Source organism: Nocardia sp. Tas62D01 (genome assembly GCF_055232035.1).
In genome coordinates, this window is the sequence record NZ_JBUYUZ010000001.1 from 9,521,363 (window position 1) to 9,540,960 (window position 19,598).

Annotated in this window: 16 protein-coding genes; 7 read left to right on the plus strand and 9 right to left on the minus strand. The window is 68.0% G+C overall.

Annotated features, from left to right (window positions below):
- Nucleotides 1-31 precede the first annotated feature (31 nt).
- Nucleotides 32-1,159, minus strand: a complete 1,128-nt coding sequence (locus ACV7NQ_RS46340; protein WP_463365277.1) for a M24 family metallopeptidase — start codon at nucleotides 1,157-1,159, stop codon at nucleotides 32-34.
- A gap of 238 nt (nucleotides 1,160-1,397) precedes the next feature.
- Between ACV7NQ_RS46340 and ACV7NQ_RS46345 the strand changes: the two genes are divergently transcribed.
- From ACV7NQ_RS46345 to aroB, 4 genes are all read left to right on the plus strand, one after another.
- The gene (locus ACV7NQ_RS46345) at nucleotides 1,398-1,859 is read left to right on the plus strand and encodes a prepilin peptidase (protein WP_463365278.1); all 462 of its coding nucleotides are present in this window, start codon (nucleotides 1,398-1,400) and stop codon (nucleotides 1,857-1,859) included.
- Nucleotides 1,860-2,089: 230 nt separating this feature from the next.
- Nucleotides 2,090-3,313: a chorismate synthase gene (gene aroC, locus ACV7NQ_RS46350; RefSeq protein ID WP_463366067.1), complete on the plus strand. Its 1,224-nt coding sequence runs from the start codon at nucleotides 2,090-2,092 to the stop codon at nucleotides 3,311-3,313.
- Nucleotides 3,310-4,161, plus strand: a complete 852-nt coding sequence (locus ACV7NQ_RS46355; RefSeq protein ID WP_463365279.1) for a shikimate kinase — start codon at nucleotides 3,310-3,312, stop codon at nucleotides 4,159-4,161. The genes aroC and ACV7NQ_RS46355 overlap by 4 nt, the downstream gene beginning before the upstream one ends.
- Nucleotides 4,158-5,276, plus strand: coding sequence for a 3-dehydroquinate synthase (aroB, locus tag ACV7NQ_RS46360; RefSeq protein ID WP_463365280.1), 1,119 nt, complete (start codon nucleotides 4,158-4,160; stop codon nucleotides 5,274-5,276). The genes ACV7NQ_RS46355 and aroB overlap by 4 nt, the downstream gene beginning before the upstream one ends.
- A 145-nt stretch (nucleotides 5,277-5,421) precedes the next feature.
- Here the strand turns inward: aroB and ACV7NQ_RS46365 are convergent, their stop codons facing one another.
- The 7 genes from ACV7NQ_RS46365 to ACV7NQ_RS46395 form a co-directional block, all read right to left on the minus strand.
- Nucleotides 5,422-7,536, minus strand: coding sequence for a S9 family peptidase (locus ACV7NQ_RS46365; RefSeq protein WP_463365281.1), 2,115 nt, complete (start codon nucleotides 7,534-7,536; stop codon nucleotides 5,422-5,424).
- A gap of 43 nt (nucleotides 7,537-7,579) precedes the next feature.
- A complete protein-coding gene (locus tag ACV7NQ_RS46370; protein ID WP_463365282.1) occupies nucleotides 7,580-8,056 on the minus strand; it encodes a B-4DMT family transporter in 477 nt (158 codons plus the stop codon).
- 72 nt (nucleotides 8,057-8,128) lie between these two features.
- Complete coding sequence (locus tag ACV7NQ_RS46375) at nucleotides 8,129-8,947, minus strand: shikimate dehydrogenase (RefSeq protein WP_463365283.1); 819 nt, start codon at nucleotides 8,945-8,947, stop codon at nucleotides 8,129-8,131.
- Nucleotides 8,937-10,430, minus strand: coding sequence for an endolytic transglycosylase MltG (gene mltG / locus ACV7NQ_RS46380; protein ID WP_463365284.1), 1,494 nt, complete (start codon nucleotides 10,428-10,430; stop codon nucleotides 8,937-8,939). The genes ACV7NQ_RS46375 and mltG overlap by 11 nt, the downstream gene beginning before the upstream one ends.
- Nucleotides 10,427-11,014, minus strand: a complete 588-nt coding sequence (gene ruvX / locus ACV7NQ_RS46385; protein ID WP_463365285.1) for a Holliday junction resolvase RuvX — start codon at nucleotides 11,012-11,014, stop codon at nucleotides 10,427-10,429. The genes mltG and ruvX overlap by 4 nt, the downstream gene beginning before the upstream one ends.
- A complete protein-coding gene (gene alaS, locus ACV7NQ_RS46390; protein WP_463365286.1) occupies nucleotides 11,014-13,677 on the minus strand; it encodes an alanine--tRNA ligase in 2,664 nt (887 codons plus the stop codon). Before alaS ends, ruvX begins: the two co-directional genes overlap by 1 nt.
- A gap of 69 nt (nucleotides 13,678-13,746) precedes the next feature.
- On the minus strand, nucleotides 13,747-15,093 hold the full coding sequence (locus ACV7NQ_RS46395; RefSeq protein WP_463365287.1) for a replication-associated recombination protein A: 1,347 nt from the start codon (nucleotides 15,091-15,093) through the stop codon (nucleotides 13,747-13,749).
- A 313-nt stretch (nucleotides 15,094-15,406) separates the two neighbouring features.
- Here ACV7NQ_RS46395 and ACV7NQ_RS46400 point away from each other — a divergent pair, with 313 nt between their 5' ends.
- Complete coding sequence (locus ACV7NQ_RS46400) at nucleotides 15,407-15,754, plus strand: YciI family protein (RefSeq protein ID WP_463365288.1); 348 nt, start codon at nucleotides 15,407-15,409, stop codon at nucleotides 15,752-15,754.
- Between the two features lie 21 nt (nucleotides 15,755-15,775).
- Nucleotides 15,776-17,044 carry an RNA polymerase sigma factor gene (locus ACV7NQ_RS46405; protein WP_463365289.1) on the plus strand — a complete coding sequence of 423 codons (1,269 nt, stop codon included), beginning with the start codon at nucleotides 15,776-15,778 and terminating at the stop codon, nucleotides 17,042-17,044.
- 94 nt (nucleotides 17,045-17,138) lie between these two features.
- On the opposite strand, the gene ACV7NQ_RS46410 is transcribed toward ACV7NQ_RS46405, so the two are convergent.
- Complete coding sequence (locus ACV7NQ_RS46410) at nucleotides 17,139-18,308, minus strand: phosphotransferase family protein (protein WP_463365290.1); 1,170 nt, start codon at nucleotides 18,306-18,308, stop codon at nucleotides 17,139-17,141.
- A 191-nt stretch (nucleotides 18,309-18,499) separates the two neighbouring features.
- Here ACV7NQ_RS46410 and ACV7NQ_RS46415 point away from each other — a divergent pair, with 191 nt between their 5' ends.
- On the plus strand, nucleotides 18,500-19,552 hold the full coding sequence (locus ACV7NQ_RS46415; protein WP_463365291.1) for a hypothetical protein: 1,053 nt from the start codon (nucleotides 18,500-18,502) through the stop codon (nucleotides 19,550-19,552).
- The last annotated feature ends 46 nt before the right edge of the window (nucleotides 19,553-19,598 follow it).

The window sequence follows — 19,598 nt, forward strand, 5'->3', positions numbered from 1 at the left end:
GTTCTTAATCAACCGGTTCGGGCAACCGGCGTCACTCGACGACGGTCAGGTCTTTGCTGGTATTGGTGAGCAGATCCGGGCCCCCCTCGCGCACCACGAACGTGTCCTCTATCCGGACCCCGCCGCGGCCGGGAAAGTACACACCTGGTTCGACGGTCACCGCCACGCCAGACAGAAGTATACCGGTTCCGGTTTTGGCGATTCCCGGTGCTTCGTGGATCTGCAGTCCGACGCCGTGCCCGAGACCGTGGACGAACAGCTTGCCGTGTCCAGCGTCTTCGATCACCGCGCGCGCCGCCGCGTCCACGCCGGCGACCGGTGCGCCCGGTTTCAATGCTTCGTGACCGGCCTGCTGCGACGCTCGGACCAGGGCGTATATCTCCCGCTGCCAGTCGGTCGGCGCACCGAGCACAAAGGTGCGGGTCATGTCCGAGTGGTAGCCGCCGACCACCGCGCCGAAGTCGATCTTGACGAAGTCGCCCGCGGCGAGCACGGCCTCGGTCGGCCGATGATGCGGGACAGCCGAATTCGCACCGGCCGCGACGATCGTTTCGAAGGCCACCGCCTCGGCGCCGTGCTCGAACATCGCCCACTCGAGATCGCGGGTGACCTGCCTTTCGGTGCGACCTGGACGCAGCGCGCCGCGGGCCAGCAGGTCGGCGAGCCCGGCATCGCCCGCGGCGCACGCGGCGCGCAACTGCGCGATCTCATAGGCGTCCTTCACCATTCGAAGCTGTTCGACCAGACCCGGTGTTGCCACGAATTCCAGGCCGGTGCACTGCTCGACGAAGCCGCGATGCTGATCGACGGTGACGAGATGGCTCTCGTAGCCGACCCTGCCGAGCTGCCACTCCCCCGCCAGTTCCACGATTCGCCGAGCCGTCGCCCGCGCGATCTCCGCGCGCAGATCCGGCACCTGCACGGCTACCTGGGTCCGATACCGGCCGTCTGTGCCGATGACGGTGCGCTCCTCGGCATTGCGCATGTCCCAGGAGTGCACCAGCAGCGTCGCGTTGGACCCGGTGAACCCCGTCAGGTACCTGATGTTCACCAGATCGGTGACCAGCAGCGCATCGACTTCGTTCTCCACCAGCAGACTCCGCAACGCTCCTCGTCGCGCCGCGTAGTCGGGCGCAAGACCCGCGTGATCAGCACACATGTGTCAACGCTACCGCTCCGTCACCGCTGCGCGACTGTTGCCGGTCGTTGAGTGCGTCCAAAATTCCGCCACGGACCGGAGGTTGGGTATTCAGCCCGATTTTGGACATATCCGACGAGTTACCCATATGTTTGCGAAATCTGTTGTTGCGGTGCGCAGGATGTCCACATGTGCCGAACTTGTCCCCATTTTTCGGACGACGCTTGATCGGCGACCGTTGGCGACAAGGCTGGATGTCATGTCCCCTATCGCTTTTTCCCTGCTTGCGGCTTGGTGCGCCGTACTCTCGGTCATCGACATCCAGCAGCGCAGGCTGCCGAACGTCCTGACCGGGTGGGGTGCGCTGATCGTCCTCGGATACGCGCTGTTCACAACACAATTCACAGCTGCGGTAGTCGGTGCCGCGCTATTGGTAGTGCCCTACCTATTGGTACACTTGGCCGTGCCGGCGGCGTTCGGGGCCGGGGACGTGAAGCTTGCTGTCGGGCTCGGAGCGACGGCAGCGCTCGGTGGCGCGCAGGCGTGGGTATGGGCGGCGGTCGCGGCTCCGGTGCTCACGGCAGGTGCCGGGCTCGTCGTGCTATCCATCCGGTGGATCCGGGCGGGTGGGCCCGACACCGCGAGACGACGGCACACACTTCCACACGGGCCTGCCATGTGCCTTGCGACAATGGTGGCGTTGGCCGCGCACACCGGGTGAGGGTCCCGCGAGCGCCTGGCCCGACGATCACGTGTCGGCATGTCGCTCGTCGGACGATACAGGTCCGCGACACGGCCGTCGTCGCGTACCGGCTGACGCCCGACATCGACGCCCGACCCGCTGCCGCGCTGGTGACCGCGCGGCAACCGGGTCGGGACGCGGTGACCGTGCCCGTAATCACGGTGGACCGCGTGCCGGAGCACTCGCGCCGACATGGGAAGATGGACAACGTGTTGCGCTGGATAACTGCCGGAGAATCCCATGGTCCCGCTCTCGTCACCATCCTCGAGGGGATGGTGGCCGGTGTCGAGGTGACGTCGGACGAGATCTCCGCGCAACTGGCGCGCCGCCGGCTCGGGTACGGGCGCGGCGCCCGGATGAAGTTCGAGGCCGACAAGGTCACCGTCGTCGGCGGCGTGCGCCACGGCCGCACCATGGGTGGACCGGTCGCCATCGAGATCGCTAATTCAGAGTGGCCCAAGTGGACCACGGTCATGTCCGCCGACCCCGTCGACGCGGCCGAACTCGCCGACCTCGCGCGCAACGCCCCGCTCACACGCCCCCGACCGGGCCACGCCGACTACTCCGGCATGCTCAAGTACAACTTCGACGACGCCCGCAATGTGCTGGAGCGGGCCAGCGCCCGCGAGACCGCCGCGCGCGTCGCGGCGGGCACCGTCGCCCGCAACTTCCTGCGCCAGGCCTTCGGTGTGGAGGTCGTGTCGCACGTCGTCTCGATCGGCACCGCCGCGAACACCACCGGTGTCGTGCCGAGCGCGACCGACTTGGCCGCCATCGATGAGAGCCCTGTCCGCGCGTCCGACAAGGACGCCGAGGCCGCCATGGTCGCCGAGATCGAGGCCGCCAAAAAAGACGGCGACACCCTCGGTGGCGTGGTCGAGGTCATCGTGGCGGGCCTACCCGTCGGGCTCGGCTCCTTCACCAGCGGCGAGAATCGTCTCGACTCGCGCCTGGCCGCCGCGCTCATGGGCATCCAGGCCATCAAGGGCGTCGAGGTCGGCGACGGATTCGAGACCGCGCGCCGCCGCGGCAGCCAGGCGCACGACGAGATGAAACCCGGCCCCGACGGTGTGCTGCGCTCCACCAACCGAGCCGGTGGGCTCGAGGGCGGCATGACCAATGGCGAAGCCCTGCGCGTGCGTGCCGCGATGAAGCCCATCTCGACCGTGCCGCGCGCACTCGCCACCGTCGACATGACCACCGGTGAGGAAGCCGTCGCCATCCACCAGCGCTCCGACGTCTGCGCCGTGCCCGCTGCGGGTGTGGTCGCCGAGTCGATGGTCGCGCTGGTTGTCGCGCAGGTGGCGCTGGAGAAGTTCGGCGGCGACTCGCTCACCGAGACCGTCGACAACATCACCAGCTACGTCAAGCGCATCAGCACCCGCCCGCCCGTCGCGCACCCGGACCCAAGCGCGGGTAGTCGGGCGCAATGATCGTGCAGACCGACCCGCGCGCACCGCGCGTGGTGCTGGTCGGACCGCCCGGAGCGGGGAAATCGACGATCGGCCGCAAGCTCGCCAGGGAACTCGGTGTCGAGCTGTACGACACCGATACCGGTATCGAGCGCGAGACCGGGCGCACCATCCCCGAGATTTTCGCCACTGACGGCGAGCCCGAGTTCCGCCGCATCGAGGAGCGGGTGGTGCGCCGCGCCATCCTTGCCGAACGCGGTGTGGTGTCCCTCGGCGGCGGCGCCGTGCTGTCCGATGACACCAGGGCGTTGCTGCGCAACCGCACCGTGGTCTATCTGGAAATCAGTGTGGCCGAAGGACTTCGCCGCACCGGCGCCAGCACCGGCAGGCCGCTGCTCAACGGCGCCGATCCCGGCGCGAAGTACCGGGAACTGATGCGGAAGCGGCGGCCGCTGTACCGGGAGGTGGCGACGGTGCGGGTGCGCACCGATGGCCGCAGCCCCGGGCGGGTGGTGCGAATGATCCTGGCGAAGCTCGGGATGGAATCGGTGCTGCCGCAAGACTCGGAGCCCGATTCGGAGCCGACCATGGATGTCCAGGACAGCGGAACCGCGCAGCAGACCGGAAATCCTCAGGGCAGCAATAGGTCCCGGGCCAGGCGTGCGGCCAGGGCGCGCGCGGCCGCCCGCCGCAAGGCCGCCGCGCAGGCGGAAACCACCGAGCGGACCGGCACCGAGTCCACCCCGGCCGCCACCGAAACGTCCGGCGACACACCGACTCCCGGCAGCCGGTCCCGACGCAGCCGGTCCCGACGCGCTCGCGCGCGGGCGCTCAAATCAACGGCACGAACAGAATCGGAGCACACGTGACAGAGCCGACTCGTCTCCAAGTCCAGACCGCAGACCCCTACCCCGTGATCATCGGCCGCGGGCTGCTCGGCGAACTGGTCGAGGCGGTCACCGGCGCGACCACCGGCGTCCGCACGGTCGCAATCTTCCATCAGCCGCCGCTGGCCGAAACCGCCGAGGCGGTGCGAAAGGCACTGGCCGACACCGGGATCGACGCGCACCGAATCGAGATCCCGGACGCCGAATCCGGTAAGGATCTGGCCGTCGCCGGATTCTGCTGGGAGGTGCTCGGCCGGATCGGCCTGACCCGCAACGACGTGGTGGTGAGCCTCGGCGGCGGCGCGGCCACCGACCTGGCCGGGTTCGTCGCCGCCACTTGGATGCGCGGCGTGCACATCGTGCACGTGCCGACCACCCTGCTGGCCATGGTCGACGCGGCCGTCGGCGGCAAGACTGGCATCAATACCGAGGCGGGCAAGAACCTGGTCGGCTCCTTCCATGAGCCCGCCGCGGTGCTCGTCGACCTGGTGACGCTGGAAACCGTGCCGCACAACGAGATCGTGGCGGGCATGGCAGAGATCATCAAGGCCGGTTTCATCGCCGACCCGGTGATCCTGGAGCTGGTGGAACGCGACCCCGAGGCCGCGCTCGACCCCAAGGGCGAGGTCCTGCCCGAGGTTATCCGGCGCGCGATCCAGGTGAAGGCGGACGTGGTGGCCGCCGATCTCAAGGAGGCCAGCCTGCGCGAGATCCTCAACTACGGCCATACCCTCGGCCACGCGATCGAGCGCCGCGAGCGCTACCGCTGGCGTCATGGCGCGGCCGTCTCGGTCGGCCTGGTCTTCGCCGCAGAACTCGGCCGTCTGGCCGGGCGCCTCGACGACGCCACCGCCGACCGCCATCGCACCATCCTCGAAAGCGTCGGCCTGCCAACCAGTTACGACGCCGACGCGCTGCCCCAACTCCTCGACGCCATGCAGACCGACAAGAAGACCCGTTCGGGCGTCCTGCGTTTCGTCGTGCTGGACGGACTGGCCAAGCCCGGCCGCCTGGAAGGTCCCGACCCGACCCTGCTGGCCGCCGCGTACTCCGCGATCGCCCGCGAAAACAGCTCCAGCGGCGGCATCCTGCTCTGACCGGCAACCTTCGGTCCCACCATCGCAGCGGCGGGATCGGAGCACCGAAGTCGCCGCGCGTGGCATCGCCCAGCATCCTTGGGGGCTATAACAATTCGAGGTACCGGTACCTGGCCCCCGCGATGCGCCGGGTGGGCGATCTCGCTCAGCTCGACGAAGCCGGTTGGGCCAGTACGCGCTTCAAGAAGTCGACCTGGTGCAGTATCAGGTTCTCGGCGACCTGCTCGTCGATCGGCCGGTGCGTGACGCCCGAGAGCGGCAGAACCTCATGGGGTCGACCGGCGGACAGCAGCTCGGCCGACAGCCGCAGGGTGTGCGCGACGACGACGTTGTCGTCGACCAATCCGTGGATGAGCAGCAGCGGTCGCTCGGGCAGCGCCGGGGACGACAGACCCGCGGCGGTGACGAGGGAGTTCGAGTCGTAGACGTCCGGTTGCTTGTCGGGGTGGCCCAAATAGCGTTCGGTGTAATGCGTGTCGTAGAGCCGCCAATCGGTCACGGGCGCGCCGGCGACGGCGGCGTGAAAGACATCCGGTCGTCGGAGCACGGCGAGCGCGGCGAGATAGCCGCCGAAGGACCAACCTCGGATCGCCACCCTGGTCAGGTCGAGTGGGAATCGCGCGGCGAGCACCGCGAGAACGTCGATCTGGTCGTCGAGCGTGCCCGCCAAGTCGCCCGCGACCGCCTTCTGCCCCTGCGGGTCTTGCCCCGCCGTGCCGCGACCGTCGGCGACGACGACGGCAAACCCGTTGTCCGCCAACCACTGGGCCTCCAGATAGGCCCGCTGATCATGCAGCACACGCTGCCCGTGCGGTCCTCCGTACGGGTCGAGCAGCACGGGCAGCAAGCCGTCGCCGGAGTAGGTGGTCGGCAGTAGTACCGCGACGGGAATCCGCCGGTCGCCGACGGACAGCAGTTGCGGTCGAGCCGTCAGTCCGGGTGTCGCGGCCAGGGACTCGATCTCGCCGATCACGGTGTCGCCGCGCAACACTCGCACCGTGGTGCGATGGCTGGCCAGGGAGTTGGACGACAGGACGACTATCTCCCCGCTCCGCACGGCCGAGTGCACGCCCGGCGTGTCCGACAGTCGAACCGCCGCACCGCCACCGAAGCGATAGACGTGGACCTCGCCGACCTCCGCGGCCGTCATCGCGGTGCACAGGACGCTGTCGTCATCGACGGCGAGCACGCCACGCACCTGCAGTTCCGGCCCCGTCACCCGCCCCGTTCCGACGATCAGACTCCGCGAGTTCCCCGAATCGACGACACGCACCAGTCGGCCATCCGGTGTGAAGGCCGGAACGCCGGAGAACAGTTCGACCCACACCTCGTCGCTGTCCGTGCCCACCACCTCGGTACGGCCCGTCCCGACATCCACCGTCACATAGCATTGGCTGCTTTGATCCCTGGCCTGCACGAGCAGCAGTGGCGGATTCTCCCCTGCCCAATGCACTCTCGCGAGATACGGGTAGGCAGCACGGTCCCATTCGACCGCCGTGCGGCTGCCGTCCACGCCGACGAGAAAAAGCGTCACATCGGCGTTCGCCGTACCCGCCACAGGATACGCGACCGCGGTGGGTTCGCGTGCCGGGTTCTGGGGATCGGCAATCCACCAGCGGCCGACCGGCGATTCGTCCACGCAGGCGACCAGTAGCCGAGTGGCGTCCGGCGACCACCAGAAGCCGCGGTCTCGGCCCATTTCCTCGGCGGCAATGAATTCCGCGAGCCCGTATTGCAGGTGCTCGTCATCGCCGCCGATCAATCCGCGGTCGGACGTGCCGTCGACTCCCACCACTCGAAGCTGACGGCCCGAGACATAGGCCAACAGTTGTCCGTCCGGCGAGATCCGGGGGTCGACCACCGGACCTTCGACCTTTCTCTCTGCGGCCGAACCGGAACGCAGATCAACCACGAAAAGCCTGCCGGCCAACACGAACGCCACAGTGGTCACGGCGGTGTCGGTCACGTATCGAACGATTCCGGTCGCGCCCTCGCGGGCGCGTTCACGGCGGGCGCGCTCCTGCGGTGTCTCGCCCTGATCGCGATTCCGAAGCAGCTCGTCCGGATCGACGACGATCGTGTCGACGCCGGTTTCGGTGTCGCGCACCCACATCAGGTGCACCGTGTCGGTGCCCGACCGCGAGCGGAGGAACACGATCCGTCGGCCGTCCGGAGAGACGGTGAACGTCCGCGGCGTACCGAGGGTGAAGCGTTGGGTTCGCGCGGACTGTCGCGGGAAAGCGAGCGCATCGTCGATCATGTGATGAATGCTAAAGCTAGGGAGGACGGCCTCCCCTGCCGTGTCAGGCCGGTGTGGGTTCCTTGGTGAGCGACACAGGGGGCGCCGACTGCTTGTTCGCCTGCCGACCAGCCAGCATGCGGCCGATCGCGACGCCGATCAGGGAGGGCACGAAGATCAGCAGGACGATGAAGGACGCCGAGGCGGTCAGCTCGAACAGCAGGCCGTTGTCGCCGAGGTCGAAGTGGGGCAGGTAGTCCACGATCCAGGCGACCAGGCCGCTGCCGAGGCCACCGGCCACCGCGGCCTTCAGCCACAGGATGGTGAGGTCGGAGCCGCGCTCCGGGTCCGGGTGCGCGATGCGGTCCTTGCGACCGTCCAGCACGCCCCAGAACACGACGGGGGCGATCAGCACGACTAGGCAGAGAATCCGCATCCACCCGCCGTGGGTCGGCCAGTACACCATCGCGAATCCCAGCACGGTACGCAGCACGACGACCAGCGCACCGAGCGCTGTGGCCCGCAACACCCAAGCATTCATGACCAACACAATAACCTGCGCCGCGCGGATCCAAACTAGAACCGGTGTCAGATTGTACCCGAACGGTCGGCACTATAGGGCGGCGGCCATTTCGGCACGCGGAGCCGGGCGGCCAGCGAACTGTTCGACCTGACCGTAGGCCTGGTTCAGCAGCATCTCCAGGCCGCTGACCACGGTGTGGCCCGCGCGGGCGACGGCCTCGGCGAGCGGGGTCGGCCACGGGTTGTAGATGGCGTCGAGCACGACGGGCGCGGCGGCCACCGCCTCGGCGACGGCGGCGGCGGCCTCGGCGGGAATCGTGCTGATCACGGCGCCCGCTTGCGCGCATACCGCGCCGATGGCGCCGGGATCGAAGCCGATCACCGTGGCGCTCAGGCCGAGACGGTCCGCGAGATCCAGTGCGCCGCGCGCCCTTCCTGCGTCCCGAGCGATGACGGTGACCTGCTCGGCGCCGAGCTCGGACAGCGCGAGTAGCGCCGGGCGGGCGGTACCGCCCGCGCCGAGAACCACGGCCTCGGACAGTTCGGTGATTCCGCCGTCGCGCAGGGCGCCGATGACGCCGTCCACATCGGTGCAGTCGGCACGCCAACCACCCTCGATCCGGACCAGCGTATTGGCCGAGCCGACCAGGACCGCCCGCTCGGTGCGTTCGGTCGCGTAGGCGAGCGCGGCTTCCTTGCCAGGCATGGTCACCGACAGACCGACCCATTCGGGGCCGAGGCCGTCGACCAGGCTGGGCAGCTGTTCGGCCGAGCATTCGATGCGGTCGTAGGTCCAGTCCAGGCCGAGCGCGCGATAGGCGGCCAGATGCAGTTGCGGAGAGCGGGAATGTGAGATCGGCTTGCCGACCACCGCCGCCCTGCGCACCGCGCCGACTACGTCACCGGCCACTGTCGAGAATCCCGCTCTGCCTAGCCTTTTCGATATTCCGCAGGTGCTCGGAGTAATTGTCGGTGAACAGCGTGGTCCCCTGCTTGTCAACCGTCACGAAGTACAGCCAGGTACCGGCCTCCGGATTCTCCATGGCGCGCAAAGCATTCAGCGACGGCGCGGAGATCGGCGTCGCGGGCAGGCCGGGCATCGCATAGGTGTTCCAGGGTGTGCGCTTGGCCCGGTCCGCGTCGGTGGTCGCCACCTCGGTGCGGTCCAGGTCATAGTTCACCGTCGAGTCGAACTGCAGCGGCTGATTCACCCGCAACCGATTCACGATCACCCGCGCTACTTTCGGCATATCCTGCGGCAGCGCTTCGCGTTCCACCAGGGAAGCGGCGGTCAGCGTCTGATACGGGTTGAGCTTGGTCTCGCCACCGGACTGCAACAGCCCGGTCGACTCGTAGCTGCGCGCACTCGCGGTCACCAATTGCTTGAGGATCTGCTCCGGCGTGCCGCTCGGATCGAAATCCCAGGTGCCCGCGGAGATCAGGCCCTCCAGCTGCCTGCTGCGGTCCGGGACGTCACGGACGCTCTGCTCCGCCCAGGCGGGGACGCCGAGCGCGGCCAGATCCATGCCCGCCCCTGCGGTGTCGAGCTGCTCGTAGGTCACGCACTTCTGATTGGTGCCGGTGCCGACGCAGCTGGCGTCCGCGATCTTGCGGTAGATGCCGTCCTTGCGCGACCCGGTGTTCACGTCCTGCTGGTCGTGCAGCTGCCGTCCTTCGGAGACGACCAGATTGCCGACCCGGGAATCCTTGCCGAGCAGGGCGACCACCGCCTGCGCGGCCGGGCTGTGGCTCGGGATGGCGTAGTAGCCGGGCTGCACCGAGTTCATGTTCGAATTCCGCACGGCCGCTTCGAAGAATGCCTGACTGCTGGCGACGACGCCCTTGGCCTGCATCGCGTTCGCGATCTGGTTGGAGGTATCGCCCGGCTGCACCTGCACCACGACCAGCGGACCGACCGGTCCGGCGTAATCCTCGGCGCTGCCGAATGCCGACTTCACGTACTTGTACCCAGCGAATCCCGCGGCACCGGCGAACAGCAGCACGAAGACGCCGCCGATGACCCACAGGTTGCGGCGACGACGCTTGCGTTCGGCGGCCTTGCGGGAGGCGACCCGGGAGCGCTTGCGACGCTGCGATCCACTGCGCGAAGTCGCCGCGCGAGCCTCCGAACGACTACTCGGCTCCGAACGCCGACCGCGCGGCCGCCGCGTCGCCGGAACCTCGGCGTCGTCGCTGTCCGGTGCGGCACGGCGCGCGCGCTGGCCGCCGCCGCGGGCGGGAGCGGGCGGTTCCAGCGGCTCCTCGTCGGTGTAGCGCGGGATGATGGTGGTGTCGTCCTCGTATTCTGCCCAGGCCTGGTCATTGCGGCGGTACCGCCGTTCAGCCTCGCGCTGTCGGTAGCGTTCCTCGGCCTGCGTCCACCGATCCGTCATGCATCGTCTCCGGACGAGGCGGGACGTACCGCTTCTTCGACCGACCTCAACACCGCACTCCGTTCGTCCAACCATCCTTGCAGGATCGACACGGCGGCCGCCTGATCGATTACCTGCCGCTGGCCACGCGCGCGAACTCCACTGTCACGCAATGCACGTGCAGCTGACACCGTAGTCAAACGTTCGTCGGAAAGCCGGATGGGCACCGGAGCAATCACCGTTCGCAAACGATCAGCAAACGCCATCGCCAGCGTCGCAGCGGTGCCCTTTTCCCCGCGCAATGTCCGGGGCAGACCCACGATTACCTCAACTGCTTCGTACTCCCGCACAATTTCGGCAATTCTGACTATGTCGGGTGCCAGACCACCGCCGCGGGCATTCTGCTTCGCTCGCGCGACGGTTTCCACGGGTGTAGCGAGGATGCCGTCCGGGTCACTGGATGCGACGCCGATGCGGACACTGCCGACATCGACGGCAAGCCGCCTGCCGCGACCGGGATCGGTCGCGGCGTCGGGCCGGTCGGCACCCTGCGGCCGCTTCGAGGGCGGCCGCTCCGATGAACCTGGACTCTCGGGGTCGTCCATCACCCGGCGAGTTCAGCCACCCGCGCACGGACTGCGACCAGACCGACCTCGATGCCCGAGGGATCCGAGCCCGCGCCCTGCGCCATTTCCGGCTTGCCGCCGCCGCGCCCGGCGATGCTGGGGCCGAAGGCGCCGACCAGGTCACCGGCCTTGAAACCGAGGTCCTGAGCGGCCTTGTTGACGGCCACCACGAACGGCACCTTGCCGTCGGCGTTGCCGAGCAGCACAACCACCGCGGGGTTGCTGCCGAACCGGCCGCGAATGTCGGTGGCCAATGTGCGCAGATCGCCCGCGGCGACGCCCTTCGGCGCGGCGGCGGCCACCAACAGCACGCCGCCGAGCCGTTCGGCCTCGCCAACGAACTTGCTCGCCGAGGACAGCACGGCGGCCACCTTGGTGCGCTCGAGTTCCTTCTCGGCCACCTTCAGGCGCTCGACCAACTGCTCGACGCGGCCGGGCACCTCCTCGGAGGGCACCTTCAGCGACGACGCGACACCGGCCAGCAGCGCACGCTCCCTGGCCAGGTACTTGTAGGAGTCCAGACCGACGAAGGCTTCCACGCGGCGCACACCGGAGCCGACCGACGACTCGCCGAGCAGGGTGATCGGGCCGATCTGCGAGGAATGCTGCACATGCGTGCCGCCGCACAGCTCCATCGAGAACGGGCCGCCGATCTCCACCACCCGAACCTCGTCGCCGTAGTTCTCGCCGAACAGCGCCATCGCGCCCATCTGCTTGGCCTTGGTCAGGTCGGTGACGAAGGTGTTCACCGGGAAGTCCGCGCCGACCGCGTCGTTGGACACGGCCTCGATATCGGTCTTCTGCCGCTCGGAAAGCTGGCCCTGCCAATTGAAGTCGAAACGCAGGTAGCCGGGCTTGTTCAGCGAACCCGCCTGTACCGCGTTCGGGCCGAGGATCTGGCGCAGCGCGGCGTGCACCATGTGCGTGCCGGAGTGCCCCTGAGTGGCGCCGCGCCGCCAGGCCGGATCGGCTTGGGCGAGAACGACATCGCCCTCGGTGATCTGACCGTGCTCGACGGTGGTCTTGTGCACCCACACCTTCTTGGCGATCTTCTGCACGTCGTTGACGCGCACCTTCAGCCCCGACGCGGTGATGGCGCCGCGGTCGGCGATCTGACCGCCGGACTCCGCGTACAGCGGGCTGCGATCCAGGATCACCTCGACGTCCTGACCGACGGTGGCGACCGGCGCCCGGACACCATCGACGATCAGGGCCAGCACGTGCGCCTCGGAGGTCAGCTCGTCGAAGCCGGTGAATTCGGTGGCGCCGCGGTCGACCAGTTCCTTGTAGACCGACAGGTCGGCGTGCGCGTGCTTGCGGGCCTGCGCGTCGTCCTTGGCGCGCTTGCGCTGTTCGGCCATCAGCGACCGGAAGCCGTCCTCGTCCACCGCGAGCCCGGCCTCGGCGGCCATCTCCAGGGTGAGGTCGATCGGGAAGCCGTAGGTGTCGTGCAGGGTGAAGGCGTCCGAGCCCGCAATGGTGTTGCTGCCCTTGGCCTTCACCGCGGCGGCGGTGTTGTCGAAGAGGACCGAGCCGGTGTTGAGCGTCTTGAGGAACGCCGTCTCCTCGCCGACCGCGACCGTCTCGATGCGCTGAAAATCGGTGGCGAGTTCCGGGTAGGACGGGGCCATCAGGTCGCTGACGACCTTCATGAACTCGCCCATGACCGGCTTCTCCGCGCCCAGCAGCCGGGCCGAGCGCACGATCCGGCGCAGCAGGCGGCGCAGCACGTAGCCGCGGCCGTCGTTGCCGGGGTTGACACCGTCGGTGATCAGCATGGCGCCGGTGCGCGCGTGGTCGGCGATCACTCGGAACCGCACGTCGTCCTCATGCGTGACGCCGTAGGACCGGCCGGTCAGTTCCTCGGCCTTGTCGATGATCGGGCGCAGCAGGTCCGTCTCGTAGACGTTGTCGACGCCCTGTAGCAGGAACGCGACGCGCTCCACACCCATGCCGGTGTCGATGTTCTTCTTGGGCAGCGGGCCGAGGATCTCGAAATTGTCCTTGCCGGTGCCCTCGCCGCGCTCGTTCTGCATGAACACGAGGTTCCAGATTTCGAGGTAGCGATCCTCATCGGCCTCGGGGCCGCCCTCCACGCCGTACTCGCGGCCGCGGTCGAAGTAAATCTCCGAACACGGGCCGCACGGACCGGGTATGCCCATCGACCAGTAGTTGTCGGCCATGCCGCGGCGCTGGATGCGCTCGGCGCGCACGCCCACCTCGAGCCAGATCTGCTCGGCCTCGTCGTCATCGAGATACACGGTGGCCCACAACCGTTCCGGGTCGAAGCCGTAGCCGCCGTCCTCGACGCTGTTGGTCAGCAGCGACCAGGCGAATGTGATCGCCTCGCGCTTGAAGTAGTCGCCGAAGCTGAAGTTGCCCGCCATCTGGAAGAAGGTGTTGTGCCGGGTGGTGACACCGACGTTCTCGATATCGCCGGTGCGCACGCACTTCTGCACGCTGGTCGCCCGCGCGTAGGGCGGGGTCTGCTGACCGAGGAAGAACGGAACGAACTGCACCATGCCTGCGTTGACGAACAGCAGGTTCGGGTCGGCCAGGATCAGCGAGGCACTCGGCACCTCGGTATGGCCGGCACGGACGAAATGGTCCAGGAAGCGCCGTCGAATCTCGTGGGTCTGCACAGGTATCCAGCCTACCGGTGCGCCGCATCCGAATTTTCAGGGACCGGGGTGGTTCCCGCGGCCCGGAACCTACCTGCCGCGGACGATGCGGCGCAGCTTGGTGACCCGCGGGCCGATCTCACGTTCGACGCCGTGGTCGGTCGGTTGGTAGTAGTCGGTGCCGACGAGTTCATCCGGCGGGTACTGCTGGGCGAGCACTCCGTCCGGGTTGTCGTGCGGGTACTTATAGCCCTGCGCGTTGCCGAGTTTCGCAGCGCCCGCGTAGTGGCCGTCGCGCAGGTGCGGGGGTACGGCACCGGCCTTGCCCGCATTGACATCGGCGATCGCGGCGCCGATCGCGGCGATGACAGCGCCGGACTTCGGGGCGGTCGCCAGATGAATGGTGGCCTGCGCCAAGGCGAGCCGGGCTTCGGGAAGACCGACCAATTGGACGACCTGCGCGGCCGCGGTCGCCGTCTGCAACGCCGTGGGATCGGCCATGCCGATGTCCTCGCTGGCGTGGATCATCAGCCTGCGGGCGATGAAGCGGGGGTCCTCCCCCGCGCCGAGCATGCGGGCCAGATAGTGCAGTGCGGCGTCGACATCGGAGCCACGGATGGATTTGATGAAGGCGCTGATCACGTCATAGTGCTGGTCGCCGGCGCGGTCGTAGCGGACGGCGGCCTTGTCCACGCTGGCCTCGACGAGATCGACGTCGACATTTCCGTCGAGCGAGGATTCCGCTGACGCCTCCAGCGCGGTGAGCGCGCGTCGGGCGTCACCACCCGCGATGCGCACGATGTGATCCAGTGCGGCATCGGTCACGGTATATTCGCCGTCGAGTCCGCGCGCATCGCTGATCGCGCGTTCCAGAACGAGGCGGATATCGGCCTCGGTCAGCGATTGCAGCTGCAACACCAGCGAGCGCGACAGCAGCGGCGACACCACCGAGAAGGACGGATTCTCCGTCGTCGCGCCGACCAGCAGCACGATCCGGTTCTCCACCGCTGCGAGCAGTGCGTCCTGCTGCGTCTTGGAGAAGCGGTGCACCTCGTCGATGAACAGCACTGTCAGCTCTCCGGCGGTGAGCCTGCGCCGGGCCACATCAATGACCGCGCGCACCTCTTTGACACCGGCCGACAGCGCCGACAGCGCCTCGAAACGGCGGCCGGTGGACTGCGAGATCAGCGAGGCGAGGGTGGTCTTGCCGGTACCGGGCGGGCCGTACAGCAGCACTGACGCCGCGCCCGACCCCTCGATCAGCCGTCGCAGCGGCGAGCCGGGTCCCAGCAGATGCTGCTGCCCGACCACTTCGTCCAGCGAGGCAGGCCGCATCCGCACCGCCAGCGGCGCTCCCGCATCTCGGCGCACCGCATCATCGATAGTGTGTCCCGCAGGAACGCCATCGCCGGGCACATCGAACAAGCCTTCGCTCACACCAGGAACGTTACCGAGACGCACCGACAGAGCTACGCGCGAGATGCTCGTCCTGTTCTCGCTACGGGCGGACTTCCAGCGTCCCGGATGCCTGCACACCCCACAGTCGGTCCCCGCTCGGTCCGCGATCGCCAACCGCCGTCCGCTCCCCTCGCCTGACCTTTCGGCACCGGCTCGACCCCGTCATCTCGACACGCACGCCACGATTTCAGGGCAGAATTCTTGTCGACGGTTGTCGATTTCCGTCCAACTCGCTCGTCGGGATGAGTACGGCGGCCCGATCGGCGGGTCCCGGAACCGAAGGAGCGAGACGATGAGCCAGTATTTGGTGCTGATCTACGAAGACGAGAACGCCTACGCGACCGCTTCCGAGGAAGTGATGGGCGCGATCTACCAGGAACATCTGACGTTCCAGGAGATCGCGGGCGATGCGCGGAAGGGCGGCAATGCGCTGCAACCGACCCCCACCGCGACCTCGATCCGCAAGCGCGACGACGGCGACTTCACCGTGACGGATGCGCCGTTCGGCGAGGCCAAGGAGGCGCTTGGCGGCTACTACCTGCTCGAGGCTCCCGATCTGGATGCGGCGATCGCGCTGGCCAAGCAGGTGCCTGCGCGGTTCGGTGGCGTCGAGGTGCGGCCGATCATGGTCTTCGAATAGGCCGAGCGCTCGGACAGGCAGATGTCGATCGCCACCGGAGCGGCCGAGCGCGCCGCCGCGGCCGTCGAACAGGCGCACCGTCGCGAATGGGCCTTCGTGCTCGCCGCGACGGTGCGGCTGGTCCGCGATTTCGACATGGCGGAGGAGTGCGTGCAGGACGCCTACGCCAAGGCGCTGACCGAGTGGTCTGCGGACGGGGTGCCTGCGAAACCCGGCGCCTGGCTCACCACCGTCGCCCGGCGCCGCGGCCTCGACCTGCTGCGCCGCAATTCGACACTGCAACGCGGCCTCCCGCTGCTGGTCACCGATCAACTCGACAGCGATACCGCCGATCTGGCGCTCGCCGCCCTGGACAGCACCGTCGACATCCCCGACGACAGGCTCCGCCTGATCAGCACCTGCTGCCACCCGGCACTGGCCCGCGAGGCCCAGGTGGCGCTCACGCTGCGCCTGGTCTGCGGCGTCACCACTGCGGAGGTCGCGCGCGCCTTCCTTCTCAGCGAATCGACCATGGCGGCCCGAATCACGCGGGCCAAGAAGAAGATTGCGCTGGCCCGTATTCCCTACCGGGTGCCGTCGGTGCGGGAACTCCCGGACCGGCTCGACGCGATATGCGCCGTCATCCATCTGCTGTTCACCACCGGCCACACCGCGCCCTCGGGCGACACGCTGGTACGGTCCGATCTGGTCGAGCGCGCACTGCAAGTGGCGCGGATGATGCGTGCGCTTGTCCCCGACGACCCATCGGTGACCGGCCTGCTGGCACTGATCCTGCTCACCGACGCACGCCGGTCGGCCAGGGTGAACGACGACGGCACGCTGTGCATCCTCGAGCACCAGGACCGAACCCGATGGGATCGCGCGGCGATCGATGAGGGCATCGCCTTGGTGAAACACGCTCTTCCGCATACCGACCGGTACACGCTACAGGCCGCGATTGCCGCCGTGCACGACGAGGCGCAGACCTGGGAGCAGACCGATTGGCGGGAGATCACTGGGCTGTACGTCCTGCTGCTGCGGGAATGGCCATCGCCGGTGGTCCGCTTGAATTACGCGGTGGCCGTGGGTCTTTCCGGCAATCCAGGCCGTGCTCTGGCGTTGCTCGACGATCTCGCCGACGAACCAGCGCTGGCGACCTACAGCTACGTCGAGGCGTCCCGAGCGGCGTTCCTCGCCCAACTCGGCCGCACTGCCGACGCCTCATCGGCCTACGAATCGGCACTGCTACTGACCGAGAACACCGTCGAACGCGCCTATCTCGAAAAGCGTTTGGCCGAACTCGACCGCTGACCAGGCCGGAACAGCGCGGTGCTACCAGCGATCTTGCGCGCGGTCGGAGCGGCGCGACAAGACTGCGATACGCGATGTGACGCCGACCCGAAACCTATTCGGACCAGCGCTCCTCGAGCATCGCGGAGACGTCCTCGGCGAAGTCTCCGACCGCGTCGTCGCCGGTGCAGCGGGCGTCCTCGGCGAGGGCGGCCCAGCGGTTGATCAGTGCCTCCGAGCGCGGCACCGACAGGCCGTGCTCGCGGGCGGCGGCGATGCGGGTGTGGTCGGCGGGCAGGAACCAGTAGGTGGTCAGCCACACCCAGATCAGGCGGGCTTCCAGGATGCGCTCGGCGAGCACGTCGTCATCGGCCAGTGCCTGCCAGACGCCGACGACCTCCGAACGCCATGCCTCCACCATCTGCCTGGCGCGTTCGCGGGACAGCTCGAAATCGCACAGGCAGCCGGGGAACGACACCAGCGCGTAGGCGATGTCGAGGGTGGCGTCGCGGAAGCCGCCCCATTCGTAGTCGAGGAAGAGCGCGCCCTCCTCGTTGAGAATAACGTTGTCGGGGCACAGATCCGACGGACTGAACGCGCGGAAGCGCCCGGCAGAGAACAGCCTGTTACCTCGGACGATCCGTTCGGCGATCTCGCCGGGCACCTCGATGCCGAGTTCGCGCTGCAGCATGCCGGGCACCTCGGAGATTGCGGCCTCAGCCTGCTGCGCAATGCCGTCGACTCGGTGCACCACATCGACGCGACGCAGCAGGGCGACGAAATCCGCTTCCCGCCCAACGGTTGCCGCATGCATCCGGCCCAGTGCCTGCGCGAACGCCATCAGCCCATTGCGCGTCGCGGGCTCGGCGCCCGACTGCAGCACGGCGGTCATCCGGGAGTTCTCACCGAGGTCGCTGAGGATCAGCAGGCGGTCCGGCAGGCTGTGCGCGATCAGGTACGCGCCCGGCCGCTGCTCGCGGCTGAGTGCGGTGGTGAACTGGTAGGACACGGCCTCCCGTAGGAATGCGGCATCGATGCCGGCGACCCCCGGAGCTAGACCACCGGTGCGGCGATCCTCGGCGGATCCGCGGACCTGCTTGACGATCAGCGTTCGCGGCAACGAAAAGGCGTTCTCTGAAACACGCACGCGTAGGACCGTGGTCCTACCACTACCGCTGAGTTCGATCGGATCGCTCAGCTTTACCGGAGCACCCATTCGCTTTGTAAGCAAGTGTTGCGCTGCGGCCACGACTTCGGCGGCGCGTTCGGCCAATAGTGCGGTCATCGACTCTCAAGCTACTCCCACCGGGTCACTTCTAGCGAGCAGTTACACAACCTTTCCGCGTCATCGGCGTGTCTCGGTCGAGGTTGCGGAACGGGCGCTCCTTGCTTGACACCATTGCGCGTGTCCGGTTTTCTCATCGTCAACTGCCGTGCGCCACACCGCAAACCAGTTGCGTCGAAAGGTCTACGCCAATGGCCGACACACCGTCTTCCACACCGAACGATCCAGCTGGCGAGTCACCCGAGAAGAGCGGCCGCGAGCCACTTGTCGCCCAGCACGGTCAGCATGAGAGCCACGGTCCGCAATCACCGGGGGCAGGCGCCGGACACGGTCGCCACGAAATGGCGGGCCCGGCCGGATACCCGCAGTTCGAGAGTCCTGGCGCGGCGCAGTACGGCAGCGAACTGGTGGAGCCACCGCCGCCGGTGACCCCGGCGCCGGGTGCGCCGCAGCATCCCCACCTGCCCGCGCCACCGCAGCCGACCTACGGTCCGGCCGGGACCGGTCGGGCCAGGCCACCGCAAGGGACCATGCCACCGCCGCCCGGCGGCATGCCGCCCCCGCCGGGCACGATGCCGCCGCCCGGCGCGCCGCAACAGACCTACGGTTATCAGGCCGACAGCAGCCCGGCCCGGCTCGATGTCGGCAACGCTCTGAGCTACGGTTGGGACAAATTCCGGTCGAATCCGGTGCCGTGGCTCGGCGTCACCGGGCTCGGCGTCGTCATCTACCTCGTCTTCGTGCTCCTGGTCCGGATCGTGAACCCGACGTCGCTGTTGCCGCTGATGCTAATCTTCCTGGTGGTGATGGTCGGGATCTGGCTGCTGCAGGCCGCCTTGGTGCGCGGCGCGCTGTATGAAACCGACGGCTACAAACCAGTTTTCGGGTCCTATTTCCATTTCGTGGACGCGGGCAACGTGCTGCTCACCGCACTGCTGGCGTTCGTGCTCACGGCCATCGGCTGGGCGCTGTTCGTAGTGCCGGGATTCATCGCCGGATTCCTGTGCATGTTCGCGTTGCACTACGTGATCGATCAGGATCAGGGTCCGTTCGCGGCGATCAAGTCCAGCGCCACTCTCGTGGTGACCAACCTCGTGCAGGTGCTACTGCTCGCGCTCGCCGTCGTGGTGATCACATTCGTCGGCGCGCTGCTGTGCGGCCTGGGCCTGCTGATCGCGGCGCCGCTGACGACGATCGCGGTGACCTACGCCTACCGGACACTCACCGGCGGCACGGCCCTCTGAACACCGGGTCACTGGTCGCTCACCAACCAACCAGTAACCGCATGCC